The 15,494-nt window shown below is 48.6% G+C and carries 22 protein-coding genes, 1 tRNA gene and 1 pseudogene; 3 read left to right on the top strand and 21 right to left on the bottom strand.

Annotated elements, in window-relative coordinates:
- The 14 genes and pseudogenes from BQ5809_RS01520 to BQ5809_RS01460 form a co-directional block, all read right to left on the bottom strand.
- A pseudogene (locus BQ5809_RS01520) lies at positions 1-284 on the bottom strand (tail fiber protein); the annotation flags it as partial.
- 17 nt (positions 285-301) lie between these two features.
- On the bottom strand, positions 302-883 hold the full coding sequence (locus BQ5809_RS01515; RefSeq protein ID WP_003785645.1) for a phage tail protein I: 582 nt from the start codon (positions 881-883) through the stop codon (positions 302-304).
- On the bottom strand, positions 880-1,776 hold the full coding sequence (locus BQ5809_RS01510) for a baseplate assembly protein (RefSeq protein ID WP_003785643.1): 897 nt from the start codon (positions 1,774-1,776) through the stop codon (positions 880-882). Before BQ5809_RS01510 ends, BQ5809_RS01515 begins: the two co-directional genes overlap by 4 nt.
- Complete coding sequence (locus tag BQ5809_RS01505) at positions 1,773-2,108, bottom strand: GPW/gp25 family protein (RefSeq protein WP_003785641.1); 336 nt, start codon at positions 2,106-2,108, stop codon at positions 1,773-1,775. Before BQ5809_RS01505 ends, BQ5809_RS01510 begins: the two co-directional genes overlap by 4 nt.
- Positions 2,105-2,713: a phage baseplate assembly protein V gene (locus tag BQ5809_RS01500; RefSeq protein WP_003785640.1), complete on the bottom strand. Its 609-nt coding sequence runs from the start codon at positions 2,711-2,713 to the stop codon at positions 2,105-2,107. Before BQ5809_RS01500 ends, BQ5809_RS01505 begins: the two co-directional genes overlap by 4 nt.
- 158 nt (positions 2,714-2,871) lie before the next feature.
- Positions 2,872-3,141: a type II toxin-antitoxin system YafQ family toxin gene (locus BQ5809_RS01495; protein WP_003785639.1), complete on the bottom strand. Its 270-nt coding sequence runs from the start codon at positions 3,139-3,141 to the stop codon at positions 2,872-2,874.
- Positions 3,138-3,422, bottom strand: a complete 285-nt coding sequence (locus tag BQ5809_RS01490) for a type II toxin-antitoxin system RelB/DinJ family antitoxin (protein ID WP_003785638.1) — start codon at positions 3,420-3,422, stop codon at positions 3,138-3,140. The genes BQ5809_RS01495 and BQ5809_RS01490 overlap by 4 nt, the downstream gene beginning before the upstream one ends.
- 190 nt (positions 3,423-3,612) lie before the next feature.
- Positions 3,613-4,347 carry a phage virion morphogenesis family protein gene (locus tag BQ5809_RS01485; RefSeq protein WP_003785637.1) on the bottom strand — a complete coding sequence of 245 codons (735 nt, stop codon included), beginning with the start codon at positions 4,345-4,347 and terminating at the stop codon, positions 3,613-3,615.
- Positions 4,348-4,350: 3 nt separating this feature from the next.
- Positions 4,351-4,782 (bottom strand): phage tail protein, encoded by a 432-nt coding sequence (locus BQ5809_RS01480; protein WP_003785636.1) that lies wholly within the window; start codon positions 4,780-4,782, stop codon positions 4,351-4,353.
- A complete protein-coding gene (locus tag BQ5809_RS01475; protein WP_003785635.1) occupies positions 4,769-4,987 on the bottom strand; it encodes a TraR/DksA C4-type zinc finger protein in 219 nt (72 codons plus the stop codon). Before BQ5809_RS01475 ends, BQ5809_RS01480 begins: the two co-directional genes overlap by 14 nt.
- Positions 4,971-5,096, bottom strand: coding sequence for a hypothetical protein (locus BQ5809_RS11505; protein WP_407928316.1), 126 nt, complete (start codon positions 5,094-5,096; stop codon positions 4,971-4,973). The genes BQ5809_RS01475 and BQ5809_RS11505 overlap by 17 nt, the downstream gene beginning before the upstream one ends.
- A 96-nt stretch (positions 5,097-5,192) precedes the next feature.
- Positions 5,193-5,510 carry a hypothetical protein gene (locus BQ5809_RS01470; protein WP_003785634.1) on the bottom strand — a complete coding sequence of 106 codons (318 nt, stop codon included), beginning with the start codon at positions 5,508-5,510 and terminating at the stop codon, positions 5,193-5,195.
- The gene (locus tag BQ5809_RS01465) at positions 5,507-6,037 is read right to left on the bottom strand and encodes a glycoside hydrolase family 108 protein (RefSeq protein WP_003785633.1); all 531 of its coding nucleotides are present in this window, start codon (positions 6,035-6,037) and stop codon (positions 5,507-5,509) included. The genes BQ5809_RS01470 and BQ5809_RS01465 overlap by 4 nt, the downstream gene beginning before the upstream one ends.
- Positions 6,018-6,371, bottom strand: a complete 354-nt coding sequence (locus BQ5809_RS01460; RefSeq protein ID WP_003785632.1) for a phage holin family protein — start codon at positions 6,369-6,371, stop codon at positions 6,018-6,020. The genes BQ5809_RS01465 and BQ5809_RS01460 overlap by 20 nt, the downstream gene beginning before the upstream one ends.
- Before the next feature lie 63 nt (positions 6,372-6,434).
- On the opposite strand from BQ5809_RS01460, the gene BQ5809_RS01455 reads away from it, so the two are divergent.
- Positions 6,435-7,292 (top strand): tyrosine-type recombinase/integrase, encoded by an 858-nt coding sequence (locus BQ5809_RS01455; RefSeq protein WP_003785631.1) that lies wholly within the window; start codon positions 6,435-6,437, stop codon positions 7,290-7,292.
- Between the two features lie 138 nt (positions 7,293-7,430).
- On the opposite strand, the gene BQ5809_RS01450 is transcribed toward BQ5809_RS01455, so the two are convergent.
- A tRNA-Ile gene (locus BQ5809_RS01450) sits at positions 7,431-7,506 on the bottom strand.
- 138 nt (positions 7,507-7,644) lie between these two features.
- Between BQ5809_RS01450 and BQ5809_RS01445 the strand changes: the two genes are divergently transcribed.
- Together BQ5809_RS01445 and dnaG are read left to right on the top strand one after the other, a co-directional pair.
- Complete coding sequence (locus BQ5809_RS01445; protein WP_003785629.1) at positions 7,645-8,817, top strand: NAD(P)H-dependent flavin oxidoreductase; 1,173 nt, start codon at positions 7,645-7,647, stop codon at positions 8,815-8,817.
- Positions 8,818-8,929: 112 nt separating this feature from the next.
- Entirely contained in the window at positions 8,930-10,693 is a 1,764-nt protein-coding gene (gene dnaG / locus BQ5809_RS01440) for a DNA primase (protein ID WP_003785625.1), read from the top strand.
- Between the two features lie 60 nt (positions 10,694-10,753).
- Here dnaG and BQ5809_RS01435 read toward each other — a convergent pair whose 3' ends face one another.
- The 6 genes from BQ5809_RS01435 to pyk form a co-directional block, all read right to left on the bottom strand.
- The gene (locus BQ5809_RS01435) at positions 10,754-11,185 is read right to left on the bottom strand and encodes an EamA family transporter (RefSeq protein ID WP_003785623.1); all 432 of its coding nucleotides are present in this window, start codon (positions 11,183-11,185) and stop codon (positions 10,754-10,756) included.
- Positions 11,185-11,682: a dihydrofolate reductase gene (locus BQ5809_RS01430; RefSeq protein ID WP_003785622.1), complete on the bottom strand. Its 498-nt coding sequence runs from the start codon at positions 11,680-11,682 to the stop codon at positions 11,185-11,187. Before BQ5809_RS01430 ends, BQ5809_RS01435 begins: the two co-directional genes overlap by 1 nt.
- 297 nt (positions 11,683-11,979) lie before the next feature.
- Positions 11,980-13,068, bottom strand: coding sequence for a pseudouridine synthase (locus BQ5809_RS01420; RefSeq protein ID WP_032827602.1), 1,089 nt, complete (start codon positions 13,066-13,068; stop codon positions 11,980-11,982).
- 234 nt (positions 13,069-13,302) lie between these two features.
- Positions 13,303-13,449 (bottom strand): acyltransferase, encoded by a 147-nt coding sequence (locus BQ5809_RS01415; protein WP_230471711.1) that lies wholly within the window; start codon positions 13,447-13,449, stop codon positions 13,303-13,305.
- A 24-nt stretch (positions 13,450-13,473) separates the two neighbouring features.
- The gene (locus BQ5809_RS01410; RefSeq protein WP_230472154.1) at positions 13,474-13,644 is read right to left on the bottom strand and encodes a cobalamin biosynthesis protein CobD; all 171 of its coding nucleotides are present in this window, start codon (positions 13,642-13,644) and stop codon (positions 13,474-13,476) included.
- 242 nt (positions 13,645-13,886) lie between these two features.
- Positions 13,887-15,356 (bottom strand): pyruvate kinase, encoded by a 1,470-nt coding sequence (pyk, locus tag BQ5809_RS01405; protein ID WP_003785614.1) that lies wholly within the window; start codon positions 15,354-15,356, stop codon positions 13,887-13,889.
- Between the last annotated feature and the right edge of the window lie 138 nt (positions 15,357-15,494).

Raw genomic sequence — 15,494 nt, 5'->3', positions numbered from 1 at the left:
TGCGTATTGCTAACGGCTAAATTGGTTGTGGTTGCTGTGATTTTGGACGGTTTACCCAATGACAAAGTTTGATTGTCGCGTAACACGCCACCGCCAGTTAAACCTGCTCCTGCTGTGATAGTGGTGGCATCGCTTTCTAGTTTGAGTTTTAGGTATTCGGTTCGATCGCCCAATGCGGTAAAAATTTGATTGATTTTGCCGTTTGCGCCACCGAGCACGCGGTCGCCTGTTTCAATTTGCTCAATGGCACCGCGCCATTGGGCTTGTAAGTTTAATTGAGTCATGATTGCCTTTCTGGATTTTAAATACTGCCGAATGAATAGCTGCCGTCAAAAGCGATTTCGCCATTCCACAAAATGGGATTGCTGCGAAAATCTAAATAAAGCAGCCTGCACCGCAATGGGGCGATTTCGGCTAGGATTTGCTTGATTTGCTCGCCTTGTTCTATGCTGATAACACGCGATAGCACCACGCCATAAGTTGCCCAATCGCCATCGTTGCCGCCAAAATAGTGCTTGCCATTAAAAGAGATGTTGCCGTTGTATTGCTGCTCGCTTGCGCGTTCGATGATTTCTATTTCGCCTAGCTGCAAATCGCGGAACAACTGGCGAATCATGGCTGGCGTGCCTTTGTGTTGATGTTTGGCAATGTAGTTTTGAATGATTTGTCGTTGTGCGGTTTCGCTTTCGGCAAATATCCAGCCTTCTGCATCGGAGATGCTGTTTTCCCATGCCAAAAAAGGTAGAAATTCGGCAGAGCAGTGCAGGCTGCTGTGGTTTTGTGTGATGACGCGCCAATCTATTTGGGCGATTTGCTGGCTGCTTAATTGGGATAGCGTGTGTTGCAAGGGGCTGTTGTTGCTGGGGATTAAGCTGTCGGTCATGTTAATTCGCTGCTTTCTATGCTGACGATTCGGATAAATTCGCCGCTTTGGCATATCACGTCGTGTTGTGGTTCGTGCAAAATGACTTTTTCTGCACCCACTACGTCTAATGCACCAATGATTTTGGATAAGGCAAGTTGTGCGCCCAAGCCGCTATGTTCGGCAATGAGTTGTTGCAGGGCGGTTTGTTGGGCTTGCTGCACGCTGGTTTTGCCTAACTGACTCTGGTAGCGCGTGGCATAGCGCAGGGTAATGGGTTTGGCGGTGGCAGCTTGCACGGTAACGCTATCGCACAAGGGGCGTTTGTCTTCGGCAGACAAATATTGCTGCACATGGGCGAGCAATTCTGGACTGGCAATGCCTGCGTTGCTGTGCGATTGAATGTACACCAACACATCGCCTGCGCGTGGCTGCACGGCATAGGCATCGGCAACATCGTCCAAGTCTAGTGCGTGGGCGATGTATGCCAAGCGCGGGCCAGCGGCGGCTAGTTTTTCGGGATAAAGCTGCACTCTGCGTCTTAAACTGCTGTCGCTTTCGTTGATTTGGGCGATGGGCGGATTGGCATATGGGTTGGCGGCTTGAATGATTTTGCGCGACATATTGCGACTGGCGGCAATGTGGTCTAAATCGTTGCCTGTGGCAAAGGCTAAAAATGTGGCAAGCGTGGCTTCGTTGATGCGTTGGCGCAATAACATTTCGCTGTATGCTTGTTGCTGCAAATCAATAGTGAGCGGCTCGCTTTCTAGCTCCAATGTGGCGGCAACCACGTCTTTGATGTGGTTGGGACAAAGTTCAATGAGCCGCGCTTTTTTGCTGGCAAAAATGGCTTCAAACGTGAATTCTTCTATGACTTTGGGCGGTGGCAACTGGCTTAAATCAATTTCTTTCATGCTGGCACCTTCACAACAAAATTTAGGGCTTGTTTGCCCAAACGTCCGCGCAACTGAATTTGGACATTGATGCGTTCTTGGTTGCGCACGGCTTGGATTTGGGCTTGCTCAATTTCAAAACGCGGCTCCCATTTGGCGATTGCCATAATCACAGCGGCATTGCAGCGCAGCAACGTCGCTTCGCTGAGCGGCGTATCAAGCAACTCGGGGAGCAGGCTGCCATAGGGTTCGCGTTGAATGCGTGTGCCAATACGTGTGAACAAAATATTGTGGATAGATTGCTGCACATGCTCGGCAAGCGACATCATGCGCCCTGTTTGTGCGTTCATCATTGCGGTGCTCCTGTTGTGCCACCGCTGTCGCCTGTGTGGGTGTGGCTATGCAACACCACGCCGTTGCTGGACAATGCGCCGCCAATATGTTGCAGGTCGCCCGAAATGGTGGTGCTGCCGCCTGTGCCATTGCTGCCTGCCATGCCCGACAAATAAGTGAGCAAATTTTCTACGGTTAGCTTGCCTGTGAACGTGGCTTGCGGTGTGTCAAATGTGATGGCTTGGCTGGCTTGGACGGTTGCGGTTTGAATGCCCGAAATGTGCAGGCTGCTTGCGGCGTGGTTGTATTCAAAACGTGCGCCATCGGGAAAAGTGATGACGGTTTCATCGGCAGATTGAGCTGGGCTGGGAAAGGCGGTGGACATTAAGCCGCACAAAACCAAGCCATTAGCGGTTTCGCCGCTGGGGCTGATGACAATACAGTTTTCGCCCACGCTGGGCGGACGATGAACCGACACGCCGCCTGCACACGGCACAAAATAGGGCAACCAATCGCTTGTTAATTCGCCCAAAGCCACGCGCACGCGGCATTCGGACGGATTAACTTGGGCGATGTTGCCTTGTTTGATTAAGTTGGCGATTTGGCGATTGTGTTCGGCTTGCATGGCGATGATTGCGCGTGTTAAATGGTGTAATTATGCAAGCGGTTGTTTGAGCGTTGTGGCGTGAGAGTGGTTAAAAGCGCGGTTTAACGGCAAAGATAAAAGCAGCCTGTAACGCTTCGGGATTGCCGAAAGGTTGCAGGCTGCTTTTTCTATCAGATTTAGCCAAATATCTCGGAATGAGAACCTAACCGAACAAGTATCAAGGCGTTTTCTTTCCTGCCGTAAATTAAAACCAAATCAGGCTTGATATGGCAGTCTCTGTATCCGTTTTTGTCATTCACAAGCGCATGGTCGCGATATTTTTCAGCAAGCGGCAAATCATTTACCAAACAAGTTAAAACTTCTGCCCATTCCACTGTCGCAAGCTCTAAAAACTGCTTTTTCACATCTCGCTTAAACTGCCCTTGAAAAATAATTTCTCTGCTCATTTCGCCAATTCCTGCATTGCTGCAATAGCTTCTTCAACGGTTTTATAGCGTTTGGCTGTCTCAAATTCGGATTCCGCATCTTCAATCGCTTTACGTGTGATTGCATTAGGAATGCGGTTTACGTTGTGTTCAAATGAAATGGGAATGGTTTGGGTAGTAGCAATCTGATTAAAAAACAGTTTGACTGCTTGTGCTGGCGTTAATCCGTAGCTCTCAATGACTGGAAATGCGCGTTCTTTCAAACTTTTATCCATACGGATATTAAAATTTATTGCGCTCATGTTTAATTCCTTAAATATTTAAAAGTAATCAAATAATAAAACATTTGTTTTACTTTTTCAATATTTTCATTTCATGCTCCAACCGAGACTTTGTTTGCGCTGCTGCACTTGCTGCTCGGTCTGCGATTGCTCTCCAAGCGTTCTAGCGCGTTCATTGACGTCCTTCCTTCCGTGAACAAAGGGAAGGACGTCAAGCTGTTGCGAAATATTGCCGCAACACGGTTTCCACAATCTGCAAATCGTCATCGGAAAAACCTAACAATTTGCGCTGTGGGCGGTTGCCTTCGCCGTATTGGTGGGCGTGGGCGATGTAGGCGGTTAAGCCGCTTAAAAAGCCGATGGCGGCTTCGTGTGATGTGGCTTTGAGTTTGAGGTATTTGAATTGGTTGATTTTGCGGAACATGAGTTTTTCATGTATGCGCTTTTTGCCGCTCTTATCGGGAACGTAAATGAATTTACGGTTAAATTTTGAAACGCCGTCTTGTCCTAATGAACCGCCACGCGATAAAGCAAAACCTTGAACATAATCTGAATCATAGGAACTGCGTTGATAGTAGCCACCGCCCTTGTGAAAACGATAAGGAAAGCCGTATTTTTTATCGTGTTCAGGGCGTTTAATGGTGAGCATTTCACGCAATTGGCCGATATTACGCTGTCTCATTTCTGGGCCATCGTAAATAAACATTCGCCCAACTTTCAATTCTTCGTTTCTGCGTAATTTACGATAACCTTCCAAATAATCTTTATCACTGTCTTTTCTGCGACGCATGGGGCTACCGTCAGGCTGCAAATTGGCAATAATGCGCTCGCGGTTGTTTTGGCGAATTTTTGCACCAATTTTGCGCATCATTTTTTTGCTTTCTTGTGGCGACAAGCGTTGGGTTAAGGTGTTGAGATTATCTAGGTAAATATCTAGTGCGTTCATGGTTTATAGCCCTAATGTGGTGGCTAAATCGGTATCGCGTTGTGGTTCGGCTGGGTGTGTGATGTGGACGTTGTTGTGTTCGTCAATCAAGGCGGTGGTGCGCTCGTTGAGTTTGAGTTCAATCAGCAAATCTGCGCTGCTGTGTCCGTTTAAATCTGCCTCAAAGGTAAACGCATTCGGGATAACCGAGCCTTGCCCCAAAATATCTGGCTGGTTGGTTTGCAGCCAGTTGATAATGGCGACTTTTAACACGTCTATATTGCCGACAAAATCGGTAATTAGTAGCGTGAGCGTGTAGTGGTCGGTGTATCCAAGCGTGCCTTTGTGGGCTTCTACTTGTCCGTTGGTAATGTAGAGATGGAGTTTGTCGGGGTTGTCGCGCAATTCGGGCAGGGCGGTTTCTAGGGCGGTGCGTAGGGATTTAGGCTTTTCCATATTTTTCTATTTTCTCTTGACAGGTAATGCAGTGGGTGCAGCCTTTGACGGCGGCTCTTCGGGCTTCTGGGATTGGCTCGCCACAGGCGTGGCATTCGTGCGCGGATTGGTTGGCGCGTGGGGTTTGGGTTGCCGACCAGCGTGCTAATGCTGCGGCGCGGTGTCGTTCTTCTAGGTCGCAGGCGCGGTCAATCATTTGGGACATGGAATTCTTTCTTGACACACGCGGCGAGTGTATCGCGTGCGATTTTGCATTGTTGAAAAGCGTGGTCGGCGGCTTGATAGGCGCGGACTAAATCAGCATTGGTAGCCAAGGCGATGTTGGGTCGTACGCATTCGGGAACGGCTGGGCAGCTAATGACGTTGATTAGTGCAGGCTGCCAAAAGGACGGTGGCGATAATGGCTTTGTTCATGGTTGCAGGGCTTTCTTGATGTGGCTGGGCAGAGGTTGGCTTGCCCATTGTGGGTTTTGTTGCAGGGCGATGTCTAGCTGCTGGCGGCTTTGGGCGGCGGCTTGCTGCCATTGGTTGAGCTGATTTTGCAGCTGGATTTGGTTTTGCTGCATTTGCGCTATGGTTGCTTGGGCGTTTTGGGCTTGCTGTTGGCTTTGGGCAACTTGTTGGTGCGGGTGTTTGTTTTGCGTGTGCTGCCAAGCGGCAAGGGCAAGCAATGGGATATTGACAATGGCTGCAACACACAGGGCATAGGTGGCAAGTTTGTTTATCATGCTAGGCTGTCCGCTGTCCATTGGGTGTTTAAGTCGTCCACGCCGTGCTGAATGTTTTGGGTAACGCGGCGTACCCAGCCTTTGCCAAAGGTGCTGAACGTGGCGATATGGGTATAAAACGCTAGGCGTTCGGCATGAAAGCGGCTGACCAATTCGGCTTGGTTTGCTTTTTTGATGGCTGCCAAGGTTTGTTTGCCGATGATGCCATCGTCTGCCACTTTGGCGGCGCGTTGTAGGATTTTGCTGGCGTTTTGAATGCCGTGATTGACGCAGGCATCAAAATATTGGAAAGCGATAGCAGCAGGCATTTGGCTGGCTTGGCTGTTTTCCCAATAGGCGCGGCGATAGATGGCAATCGCATCGTTGCGCGACATACTGCGCATGCTGCCTGTGTAGCCATTGGCTTGGGCGGTGGCTTTGGTAATGCCCCAGTTGGTTTCGCCACCTGGGTCGCGTGGGTGGTTTACGTAGCCGCCTTCGTGCGACAAGATGCGTTCTATAAAAATATCAAATGCTTTTTGAGTCATGATGTTGTTCTTTCTTTTGTTGATTAAATTGCAAGCGACGAAGCAGCCTGCAAAATTGGGAAAGCTGAAAACTGGCGTGAATTTTGCCAATGTTGCCGCCTGCTAATAGGACGCTACCTGTTTGCAGGGCGAGTGTGAATATGAGCAGCCATTCCAGTAGTTCGTTGAGTTTGAAATGAGCAGCAAGGACGAGCGACATCATTTGTAGAAATGTGAAATAGGCTAAATAGGCAAAAATGGGCTTGTGCGCTCTGCCACGTTTGTCAAAAAAGAGAATGGATAAGGCACACGCGCCTGCTAGGGCTTGAATGGCGGCATATTGCATAGGGGTCATGACGGATTATTCTCCACGTTTTGACTTTGGTTTTTTTTGTCCAAATAGGCGTAGGCGTATTGAATGGCAACAACGGTAAAGGCGGCGGCAATGGCTGCACCTGTGAATTCGTTGATTTTGAGCGGCACGGAGTCTGGCAAAAGGAAATTGACGATTTCGCTGGCATCTTCGCCACCAAATAAGCCTGATAAACCGCCTGTGCCTATCAATGCGATTCGCCCTGTTCACATTCGGGAGTATTTGGATTGGCGCAGTAAAGCGGCGAAAACTCGGGCAAATCGCGAAGTGGCGTTGTTTAGCCATATTTTTAATAAGGCGCGTGAATGGGGTTATACGGATAATGAAAATCCTGTGCGCGGTGTCAAGAAAAATGTGGAAAAAGGGCGCGATGTGTATGTGTCGGACGATATGTTTTGGCGTGTGTTCAATCGTGCAGATAGGCATATTCAACAGTTGATGTTGGTGGCTTATTTGTGCAGCCAGCGTGTGGGCGATACGTTGAAATTGCGTGTGTCGGATTTTCGCGATGGCGCGTTGTGGATTCAGCAGAATAAAACAGGTAAGCGATTGCGTGTGGCGTTGGTGGGTGTGTTTGCTGATGTGGTGGAGCAGATTTTATCCGAGCGTGGCAATGCAAAACATGATTTTTTGTTTTGCAAAGATGAGCGGCCGATTTCGTATAACCAGTTGCGCTATGGCATGGACAAGGCGCGGCGATTGGCTGGGGTGGATAAGGCGGATTTTCAATTTCGGGACTTACGCGCCAAGGCTGGTACGGACAAGGATGAGGAACTGGGACTAAATGCGGCGCGTGATTTGTTGGGACATAAAAATAGTAGTATGACGGTGCAGTATGTGCGTCATCGCAAGGGGAAATTGGTGCAGCCGACCAAGCTGGATTGGGGCGATTTATTGACGTGATTTTTGGGTGTTTTTGGGGCGTTTTTTGAGGCGTTTTTTGAGCGAAATGTAGAACAGACGAAAAAATGTAGAACGAATCACGCTGTTTTAAAAACAAAGCAACCGCATGAAAAGCTAGATTTCATGCGGTTTTTTGTTTGGTGGGTCGGGTGGGTTTCGAACCCACGACCAAGGGATTATGAGTCCCCTGCTCTAACCCCTGAGCTACCGACCCAAGTGCAAGGAAAGTCGCATATTATAAAAATTTACGAATAAAAGGTCAATCATTACAAAAAAATAGAGCAATCTGACTATTTTAGAGTATAATGCCTAAACTCTTTAATAACGAATCCACACACCAAGGAGACAATCCATGCAGCACACATTCAACCCCTTAACCATTCGCAGCAAAGAACTGACTCCCATTGTGCAAGGCGGCATGGGCGTGGGCATTTCGGCTTCCAGTTTATCCAGCGCGGTGGCGCGTGAAAACGGCATCGGCACAATCGCCAGCGTGGATTTGCGCCATTTGCACGAAGATTTATTGGCAGAATCCAAAATCAACCCGACCGAAGAAAAATATTGCCAACTCAATCACATTGCGCTTGACCGCGAAATTCAATCCGCCAAAGCACAAAGCAACGGCAAAGGTTTGATTGCGGTGAACGTGATGAAAGCGGTTAAAGACCACGCGGCTTTGGTGCGTCAAGCGTGTGAATCGGGCGCGGACGCGATTGTCATGGGTGCAGGTTTACCGCTGGATTTGCCCGAATTGGTGGGCGGTTACAAAAAAGATGTGGCGTTGTTGCCGATTTTGTCGGAATCGCGTGGCATCGGTATCGTGTTGAAAAGATGGATGAAAAAAGGTGTGTTGCCCGATGCGATTGTGATTGAACACCCTGCTCACGCGGCTGGACATTTGGGCGCGATGACGGTGGACGGCGTAAACGATGAAAAATTTGAGTTCAAGCGCGTTATCACAGAAACGATGGAAATCTTCAAAACATTGGGCTTGGAAAGCGAAAAAATCCCGTTGATTTTGGCTGGCGGCATGGCGAATTTTGACAAAATCAGCACCGCACTCAAAGAATGGGGCGCGAGTGCGGTACAAATCGGCACAGCGTTTGCAGTAACGCAAGAAGGCGACGCGCACATCAATTTCAAAAACACGCTGGCTGGCGCAGAACGCGAGCAAATTGTGGAATTCATGTCGGTGGCGGGCTTGCCTGCACGCGGCGTAAACACACGCTTTTTGAGCAGCTACACCAAGCGTTTGGACAAATTGCAAGCCAACGCCAAAGCCGACCCACGCCGTTGTACGCAAGGCATCAACTGCTTAACCACTTGCGGTTTGCGCGATGGCTTGGAGAAAATCGGACAATTTTGCATTGACATCAAATTGGCAGAAGCGTTCCGCGGCGAAGTGGATAAAGGCTTGTTTTTCCGTGGCAAAGACCCATTGCCATTTGGTTCGGCAATCAAATCGGTGCGCGAAACAATGGAATATTTGCTAACGGGTGTGATGCCTAATCAAACTGCTCGCTAAATCAGCATAAACCTAAAAAAGCAGCCTGCACTTTTTGTTAAACAAGATTTGGACAAAAGGTGCAGGCTGCTTTTTTGTATAATACGGCTCTTTTGATTATTTACACCCAACCATGATACCGCACGAATTTATAGACGACTTGCTTGCTCGCACCGATATTGTTGATATTATTGACCAATATGTACCGCTCAAAAAAGGCGGCGCGAATTACATGGCGTGTTGTCCGTTTCACAAAGAAAAATCGCCCAGCTTTTCAGTCAGCCCAACCAAACAATTTTACCATTGTTTTGGCTGTGGGGCGCATGGTTCAGCGATTGGTTTTGTTATGGAACATCAAGGGCTTTCGTTTGTGGAAGCGGTGCAAATGCTCGCCGACCGCGTGGGCATGACCGTGCCAAATGTTCGCAGCGAAACGTCCGAAAGCACCGCCCAACGCGCCGCCCGAAAACAGCAACAACAAACGCTGGAAAACATCGTTCAGGCAGCCTGTGAATTTTATCGCCAACAATTACCGCAAAATCAACAAGCCATTGATTATGTGAAAAAACGCGGTTTGTCGCGTGAAATCGCGGAACACTACGGCATTGGTTATGCACCTGACGGTTGGCAGCCGCTCGCGCAGATTTTTCAGCCGTATCCATCCGCGCCGTTGGTGGATAGCGGCATGGTGTTGGACAACGAAGGCAAGCATTACGACCGTTTCCGTCATCGTTTGATGTTTCCGATTCGCAATGTGAGCGGTCAAGTGATTGGTTTTGGTGGGCGCGTGTTGGACGACAGCAAGCCGAAATATCTCAATTCACCTGATACACCATTGTTTGATAAGGGGAAAAATTTATACGGTTTGTACGAAGCACGTCAGGCGATTAAAGATGTTGGGCGTATTTTAGTCGTGGAAGGCTATATGGACGTGGTGGCGTTGGCACAATTTGGCGTGGGCTACGCGGTGGCGGCGTTGGGAACGGCAACGACTGCCGACCACATTAAAATGCTGTTCCGTCAAACAGATAGCGTTTACTTTTGCTTTGACGGCGACGCAGCTGGGCGTAAGGCGGCGTGGCGAGCGTTGGAAAATGCGTTGCCGCAATTAAAAGATGATAAGTCGTTGAATTTTCTGTTTTTACCCGAAGAACACGACCCCGACAGCTTTGTGCGTGAATTTGGCAAGGCGCGATTTGAAGAAGCGTTGTTGCACGAGAGTAAGCCGCTTTCGGCGTATTTTTGGGACGCGCTAACGGCAAATTTGGATATGCACACGCAGGAGGGCAAGGCGGAATTGGTCAACCACGCTACGCCTTTGTTGAATCAGATTACCCAAGCCTCTGCGCTGGCGTATTTGCTGAAACAGGAATTGTCGGCGAAAACAGGCATTGACCCGAGCAATTTGGCGTATTTAATGGGGCAGGCCGCGCCGCGCCGTCATGTGGAAGCGAAATCGTATAAATTACCGCGCGAAAGTTCTCGTCCAACAGCGGCTATTTCTTTGATACAAAAGCAAATTCGTACTTTATTGCTCAACGAAAAATGGGCGCAATATGTGGCGTTTCCCGATTATTTTGCGCTGGATAGCGAATATGCGTGTTTGGTGGCGTTGGCGAAATTCTATCGCGAGCACCCTAATGCGACCATGTCTCGCGCTTTGGAGTATTTCCGCGATTCGGCGCACGATGAAATCCTGACGTTTATTTGCCGCCACACCATGCAAGACGAACAGGAAATCAGCGACAACAGCCCAGCAAAATGCCAAGAATTTCAAGACGGTATGACTCGTTTGACTTTGGATTTGAAAACCGCGCAAATCAATCGCTTGCGCCAAAAAGAGAATTTATCGGCAGACGAAAAGCGATTGTTGGTGCAGTTGGTGATGATGAAATAGTGCAGGCTGCTTTTATCGGCAAAAAAAACGAAAAAGCAGCCTGCACTTTATCTTTTTGATTTATCGCTTAAACGCCAATACCAACACGCCAGCTGCGACCAATCCGATGCCCAACCATTCTTGTGCGCTGGGTTTTTCGCCCAAAAACCATACGGCAAAAATCGCGACCAGCACCAAACTGAATTTGTCCACAGGCGCGACTTGCGATGCGTTGCCTAGTTGCAGGGCTTTGAAATACGCCAACCAAGATGCGCCCGTTGCCAAGCCCGACAAAATCAGAAACAGCCAATTTTTTGCCGACAAGCTGCTGGGCGATTGCCATTTGCCCGTGTAGCTCAAAAACAAGGACAACGCGGCGATAATCACCAAGGTGCGGATAAAAGTCGCGAAATCGGAGTCAATACCTTGCAAGCCCATTTTAGCGAAAATCGCGGTCATGGCAGCAAAAATTGCCGATGCCAACGCCCAGTAAAACCATGTTTGCATAACCATTATTGATTTCCCGTAACTCGTTGATAATGTACCAAATCAAACGCGATACCATTTTGCGATACGCAAGATTCGCGCGATTGCTCACACCATTCTTGTGGCGCAAATTCGGGAAAATGCGTGTCGCCCTGCGGCAACAAGGCGATTTCGGTCAGGCGCAAATCGGTGGCAAACGGCAGGGCTTGGGCATAAATTTGTGCGCCGCCCATGATGATGATTTCGGGTGCATCGGCGCAAGATTGCAAAGCAGCCTGCACATCGCCCTGCACTTCTGCGCCTGTTGCCTGCCAATTTGCTTGGCGCGTGATGACGATGTTGCGCCGATTGGGCAGAGGTTTACGCGGTAAACTGTCCCACGTTTTGCGCCCCATGATGACGGGTTTGCCCGATGTGTATTGCTTGAAAAACGCAAAATCTTCGGGAATGTGCCATGGAATGTCGTTGTTTGCGCCAATAACGCGATTTTGTGCCAATGCGGCAACCAGTGTGATTTTTTGCATGATATTGTTCGCTAGATTAAAGTAACAAAAACAGCCTGCACTTACTGAAAATTTATTTCTCTTTCCATCTATTATAAATCAATAAAATCAACATAATACAAGGCAATATCGTTCGTGCATAAGTATGCAATGGGTCATCAACATACCAATATTGCCCCGTACCTGTTGGATTGTATTCAGTATTGGGAAAAAAATTGATGGCTATGGTAAAAATCAACCAGAGAACAATATCTTTGTTTCGGAATTTCATCGAATTATTCCTGATAATATTGAAAAAGTGCAGGCTGCTTTTTTGTATTATTTACGGCGACGACGCTCGCCAGGCAGCAACATATCCGCCCATTTCAAAATATTCGCCACTTCCGCAGGATTCAATTCGTAAAACTGACCGCGCTTCAAACGATTTGGCAAACCAATCGGGCCAAATCCCACGCGCACCAAACGGCTTACAGTAACACCTTGACTTTCAAACAAACGGCGCACTTCGCGGTTGCGACCTTCTTTGATGATGACGTTGTACCACTTGTTTACGCCTTCACCACCCTGTTCGTAGATGCGTTCCACTTTTGCCAAGCCGTCTTCCAACATCACGCCTTCGCATAAATCGTTCATTTGTTCTGGCGACAATTCGCCCAACACACGCACCGCGTATTCACGCTCTACTTCAAAACTTGGGTGGGCAAAACGTTGCACCAATTCGCCCGAAGTCGTCAAAATCAACAAACCACTTGTGTTAATATCCAGCCGCCCAATCGCCACCCAACGCGAACTTGCCGCCTGTGGCAAACGGTCAAAAATACTCACGCGCCCTTGTGGGTCATCGCGCGATACAATTTCGCCTTCTTGCTTATAATACAAGATGATACGCGGCAAGCGGTCAGCCCATTTCAATTTAATCGCGCTGCCTTTGACGGTAACTTGGTCATCGGGCGACACTTTTTCGCCCAATGTCGCCACGCGCCCATTGACTTGCACCCAGCCATTGTTAATCCACTCTTCCATTTCACGGCGCGAACCCACGCCCGAAGCCGCCAACACTTTTTGCAAGCGTTCAGGCTCAATGCGCGACAAATCGGTGCGTTTTTCGCGCAACTCTTGCACCCGCTCTTGCATTTTTTGATTGGGCGCACGCACCACCAGTTTACGCGCTTTGCTGGCGCGTTGTTTGGGCATGGTGGCGTATTCTTTGGGTTCGGAAATATAAGATTTTTCGTGGCGAGCTGCACCGCGTTTGGCGCGTGGTTTCGCGTTTTCGGCAGATTCGTTTTCGGCACGATATGGACGTTGCAGGCTGCTTGAAACAGGTTTTTGCGGTTTGCGAGCAGGCTTTTTGCTGCTCACGCCATCGCGAAATTCGCGTTTAGATTGGGGTTGATTTTTACTCATTTTAAATGCTCCGTAATTTTGCAGGCTGCTTTTGAATGCACGATAGAAATTTCCTATTGACAGCAATCCCCAACCCTCTCCCACAGGAGAGGGAGAAATATCGCGTGTTCAAAGTCTGCCCGAAAAATTCTTCTGTGGCTTGCGCGACAGGATTGGTTAAAAAAGCGGATTGTACTCCAAAAGCAGCCTGCACTCTATTTTCTCTTTCGTGCAAACGGCATTTCAATATAGCGATTACCCAAATACGCCAAACCACATAAAAATGACCATGCCATGCAGCAAATAAATCGCGTAACTCAAATCGCCCAGCTTGGTTAATCCGCGATAATTCAATAGATTAGCAAAACTGTAACCGTGCGCGACAAAGCCAAACCAAATCACCAGCAAAAGTCACTGCTCCCACGTTTACATAAGCCATTGAATTGGTTTGACAAACAGCACCGCTGGCAACACCAAAATAAACGGCCAATAATAACGCAATGGACTATTACCCAAAATCAACCAATCGGCAATTTTTGCGCTATCCCACTTTGCCAAGGCTGGCGGTATGCTTGCGTGCGAAGAAATAATCCACACCGCCACGCAAGCCGTCTAGCTGATGACTGCGGTTGTGCGATGTTGCAGGCTGCTTGAATAATCAGGCGCACAATAAAGCGGCAATGGCAGTGCAAAATGTGGCGGCAAGCAACAGGATAATGGTGTGATTATTCATGATGATTTCAATTCCATAGAAAAAACCCCAGATTTGGAGTTTATTTCCATGCATTATCTGCAAACTAGGAAAATAACTCAAATCTGGGGTTTACCAAAATGGGAGATTACGCCACCGTCATCACTTGCAGCGTATTGGTGCTGCCGCTTTCGCGCATATGCGAACCGCTGGTAATGATGTATTGGTCGCCTGCTTTGAACACTTCGCGCTCTTTGAGCAAGGCTTCCACTTCAAGCAATGCGGTATCGCGGTCGGTACTGGTTGCCAGTTGCAACGGACGAACACCGCGATACATTGCCATACGGCGTTGCGCTTGGGTACTAGGGGTTAGCGCGTAAATTGGAATTTGAATGCCATAACGACTGATTTGGAATGCCGTTGTGCCGCTTTCGGTCAAAGCCACAATCGCTTTGGCATTGGTATGACGTGCCATATGCACCGCACCGCTGGCAATCGCATGGTCAACGCGATAGGTTTCTTCCATGTGGTCGGCAACGCCCACCAGTGAATCTTGCTCGCGTTCGGCAGCAGCGCAAATCAATGCCATTTGGCGCACGGTTTCAAATGGGTATTCGCCCACTGCGGTTTCAGCAGAACACATCACCGCATCTGTGCCGTCCAACACCGCGTTTGCCACATCGCTCACTTCGGCACGAGTTGGCACAGGGTTGGTAATCATGCTTTCCATCATTTGCGTTGCGGTGATGCTGAAACGGCGCAATTCACGCGCACGGCGAATCATGCGTTTTTGCAAAGCTGGCACGGCTGCATTGCCCACTTCTACCGCCAAATCGCCACGCGCTACCATAATGCCGTCAGACGCTTCAATAATTGCGTCCAAGTTTTCAATCGCTTCAATGCGCTCAATTTTTGCCACCAAACCAGGTTGAATGGTTTGACCCAATTTCGCGCACTCTTCGGCAACGGCATCACGCGCAATTTTCATATCTTCGGCGTTTTTAACAAAGCTCACTGCCAAGTAATCGCAACCAATCTTAACGGCGGTTTTTAAATCGCGGAAATCTTTTTCAGTAAACGCGCCAGCCGACAAGCCACCACCTTGTTTGTTGATGCCTTTATTGTTTTTTAACACATGGTTGTTGTTGCAAATGGTATGGATTTCGCTGCCGACTACTTTTTCTACGGTAACGGTTAGCAAGCCATCGTCCAGCAGCAACACATCGCCTGCTTTCACATCGTTGGGCAATTCGCGGTAGTCCAAACCCACGCGCTCGCGGCTGCCTTCGCCTTCCAAAGCGGCATCAAACAGCAATTTTTCGCCAGCTTGCACTTCAATAAAACCGCCCACCAATTTGGATACGCGGATTTTTGGGCCTTGCAAATCTGCCATAATGGCGATTTCTCGCCCTGCTTGACGCGCGGCTTCGCGCACGATTTGCGCGTTGCCTTCGTGAAATTCGGGGGTGCCATGGCTAAAATTGAAGCGCACCACATTCAATGCACCAATGGTAATCATGTCGCGCAATAAATCTACATTGTTGCTGCCTGGGCCCAAGGTTGCCACGATTTTGGTGTTGTGGCGAATACGGGTTAAATCGCGTTTTAAAGCTGTCATGTTGTTTCCTTCAATCAAATGGGGGGTGTATTTTTGTAGGATTATAACAGTTTTTAAAGTAATTTAGGGGATTTAAATCGCTTATTTATTTGTTTGAAGCGATTATTTTGTTATAAATTACATAAGACTACATCAATA

Origin of the sequence: Kingella kingae ATCC 23330 (genome assembly GCF_900111845.1) — a bacterium.
Classification (GTDB): Bacteria; Pseudomonadota; Gammaproteobacteria; order Burkholderiales; family Neisseriaceae; genus Kingella; species Kingella kingae.
The sequence above is the reverse complement of the archived record's forward strand: the minus strand, read 5'-3'. Positions and strand labels throughout refer to the sequence as shown.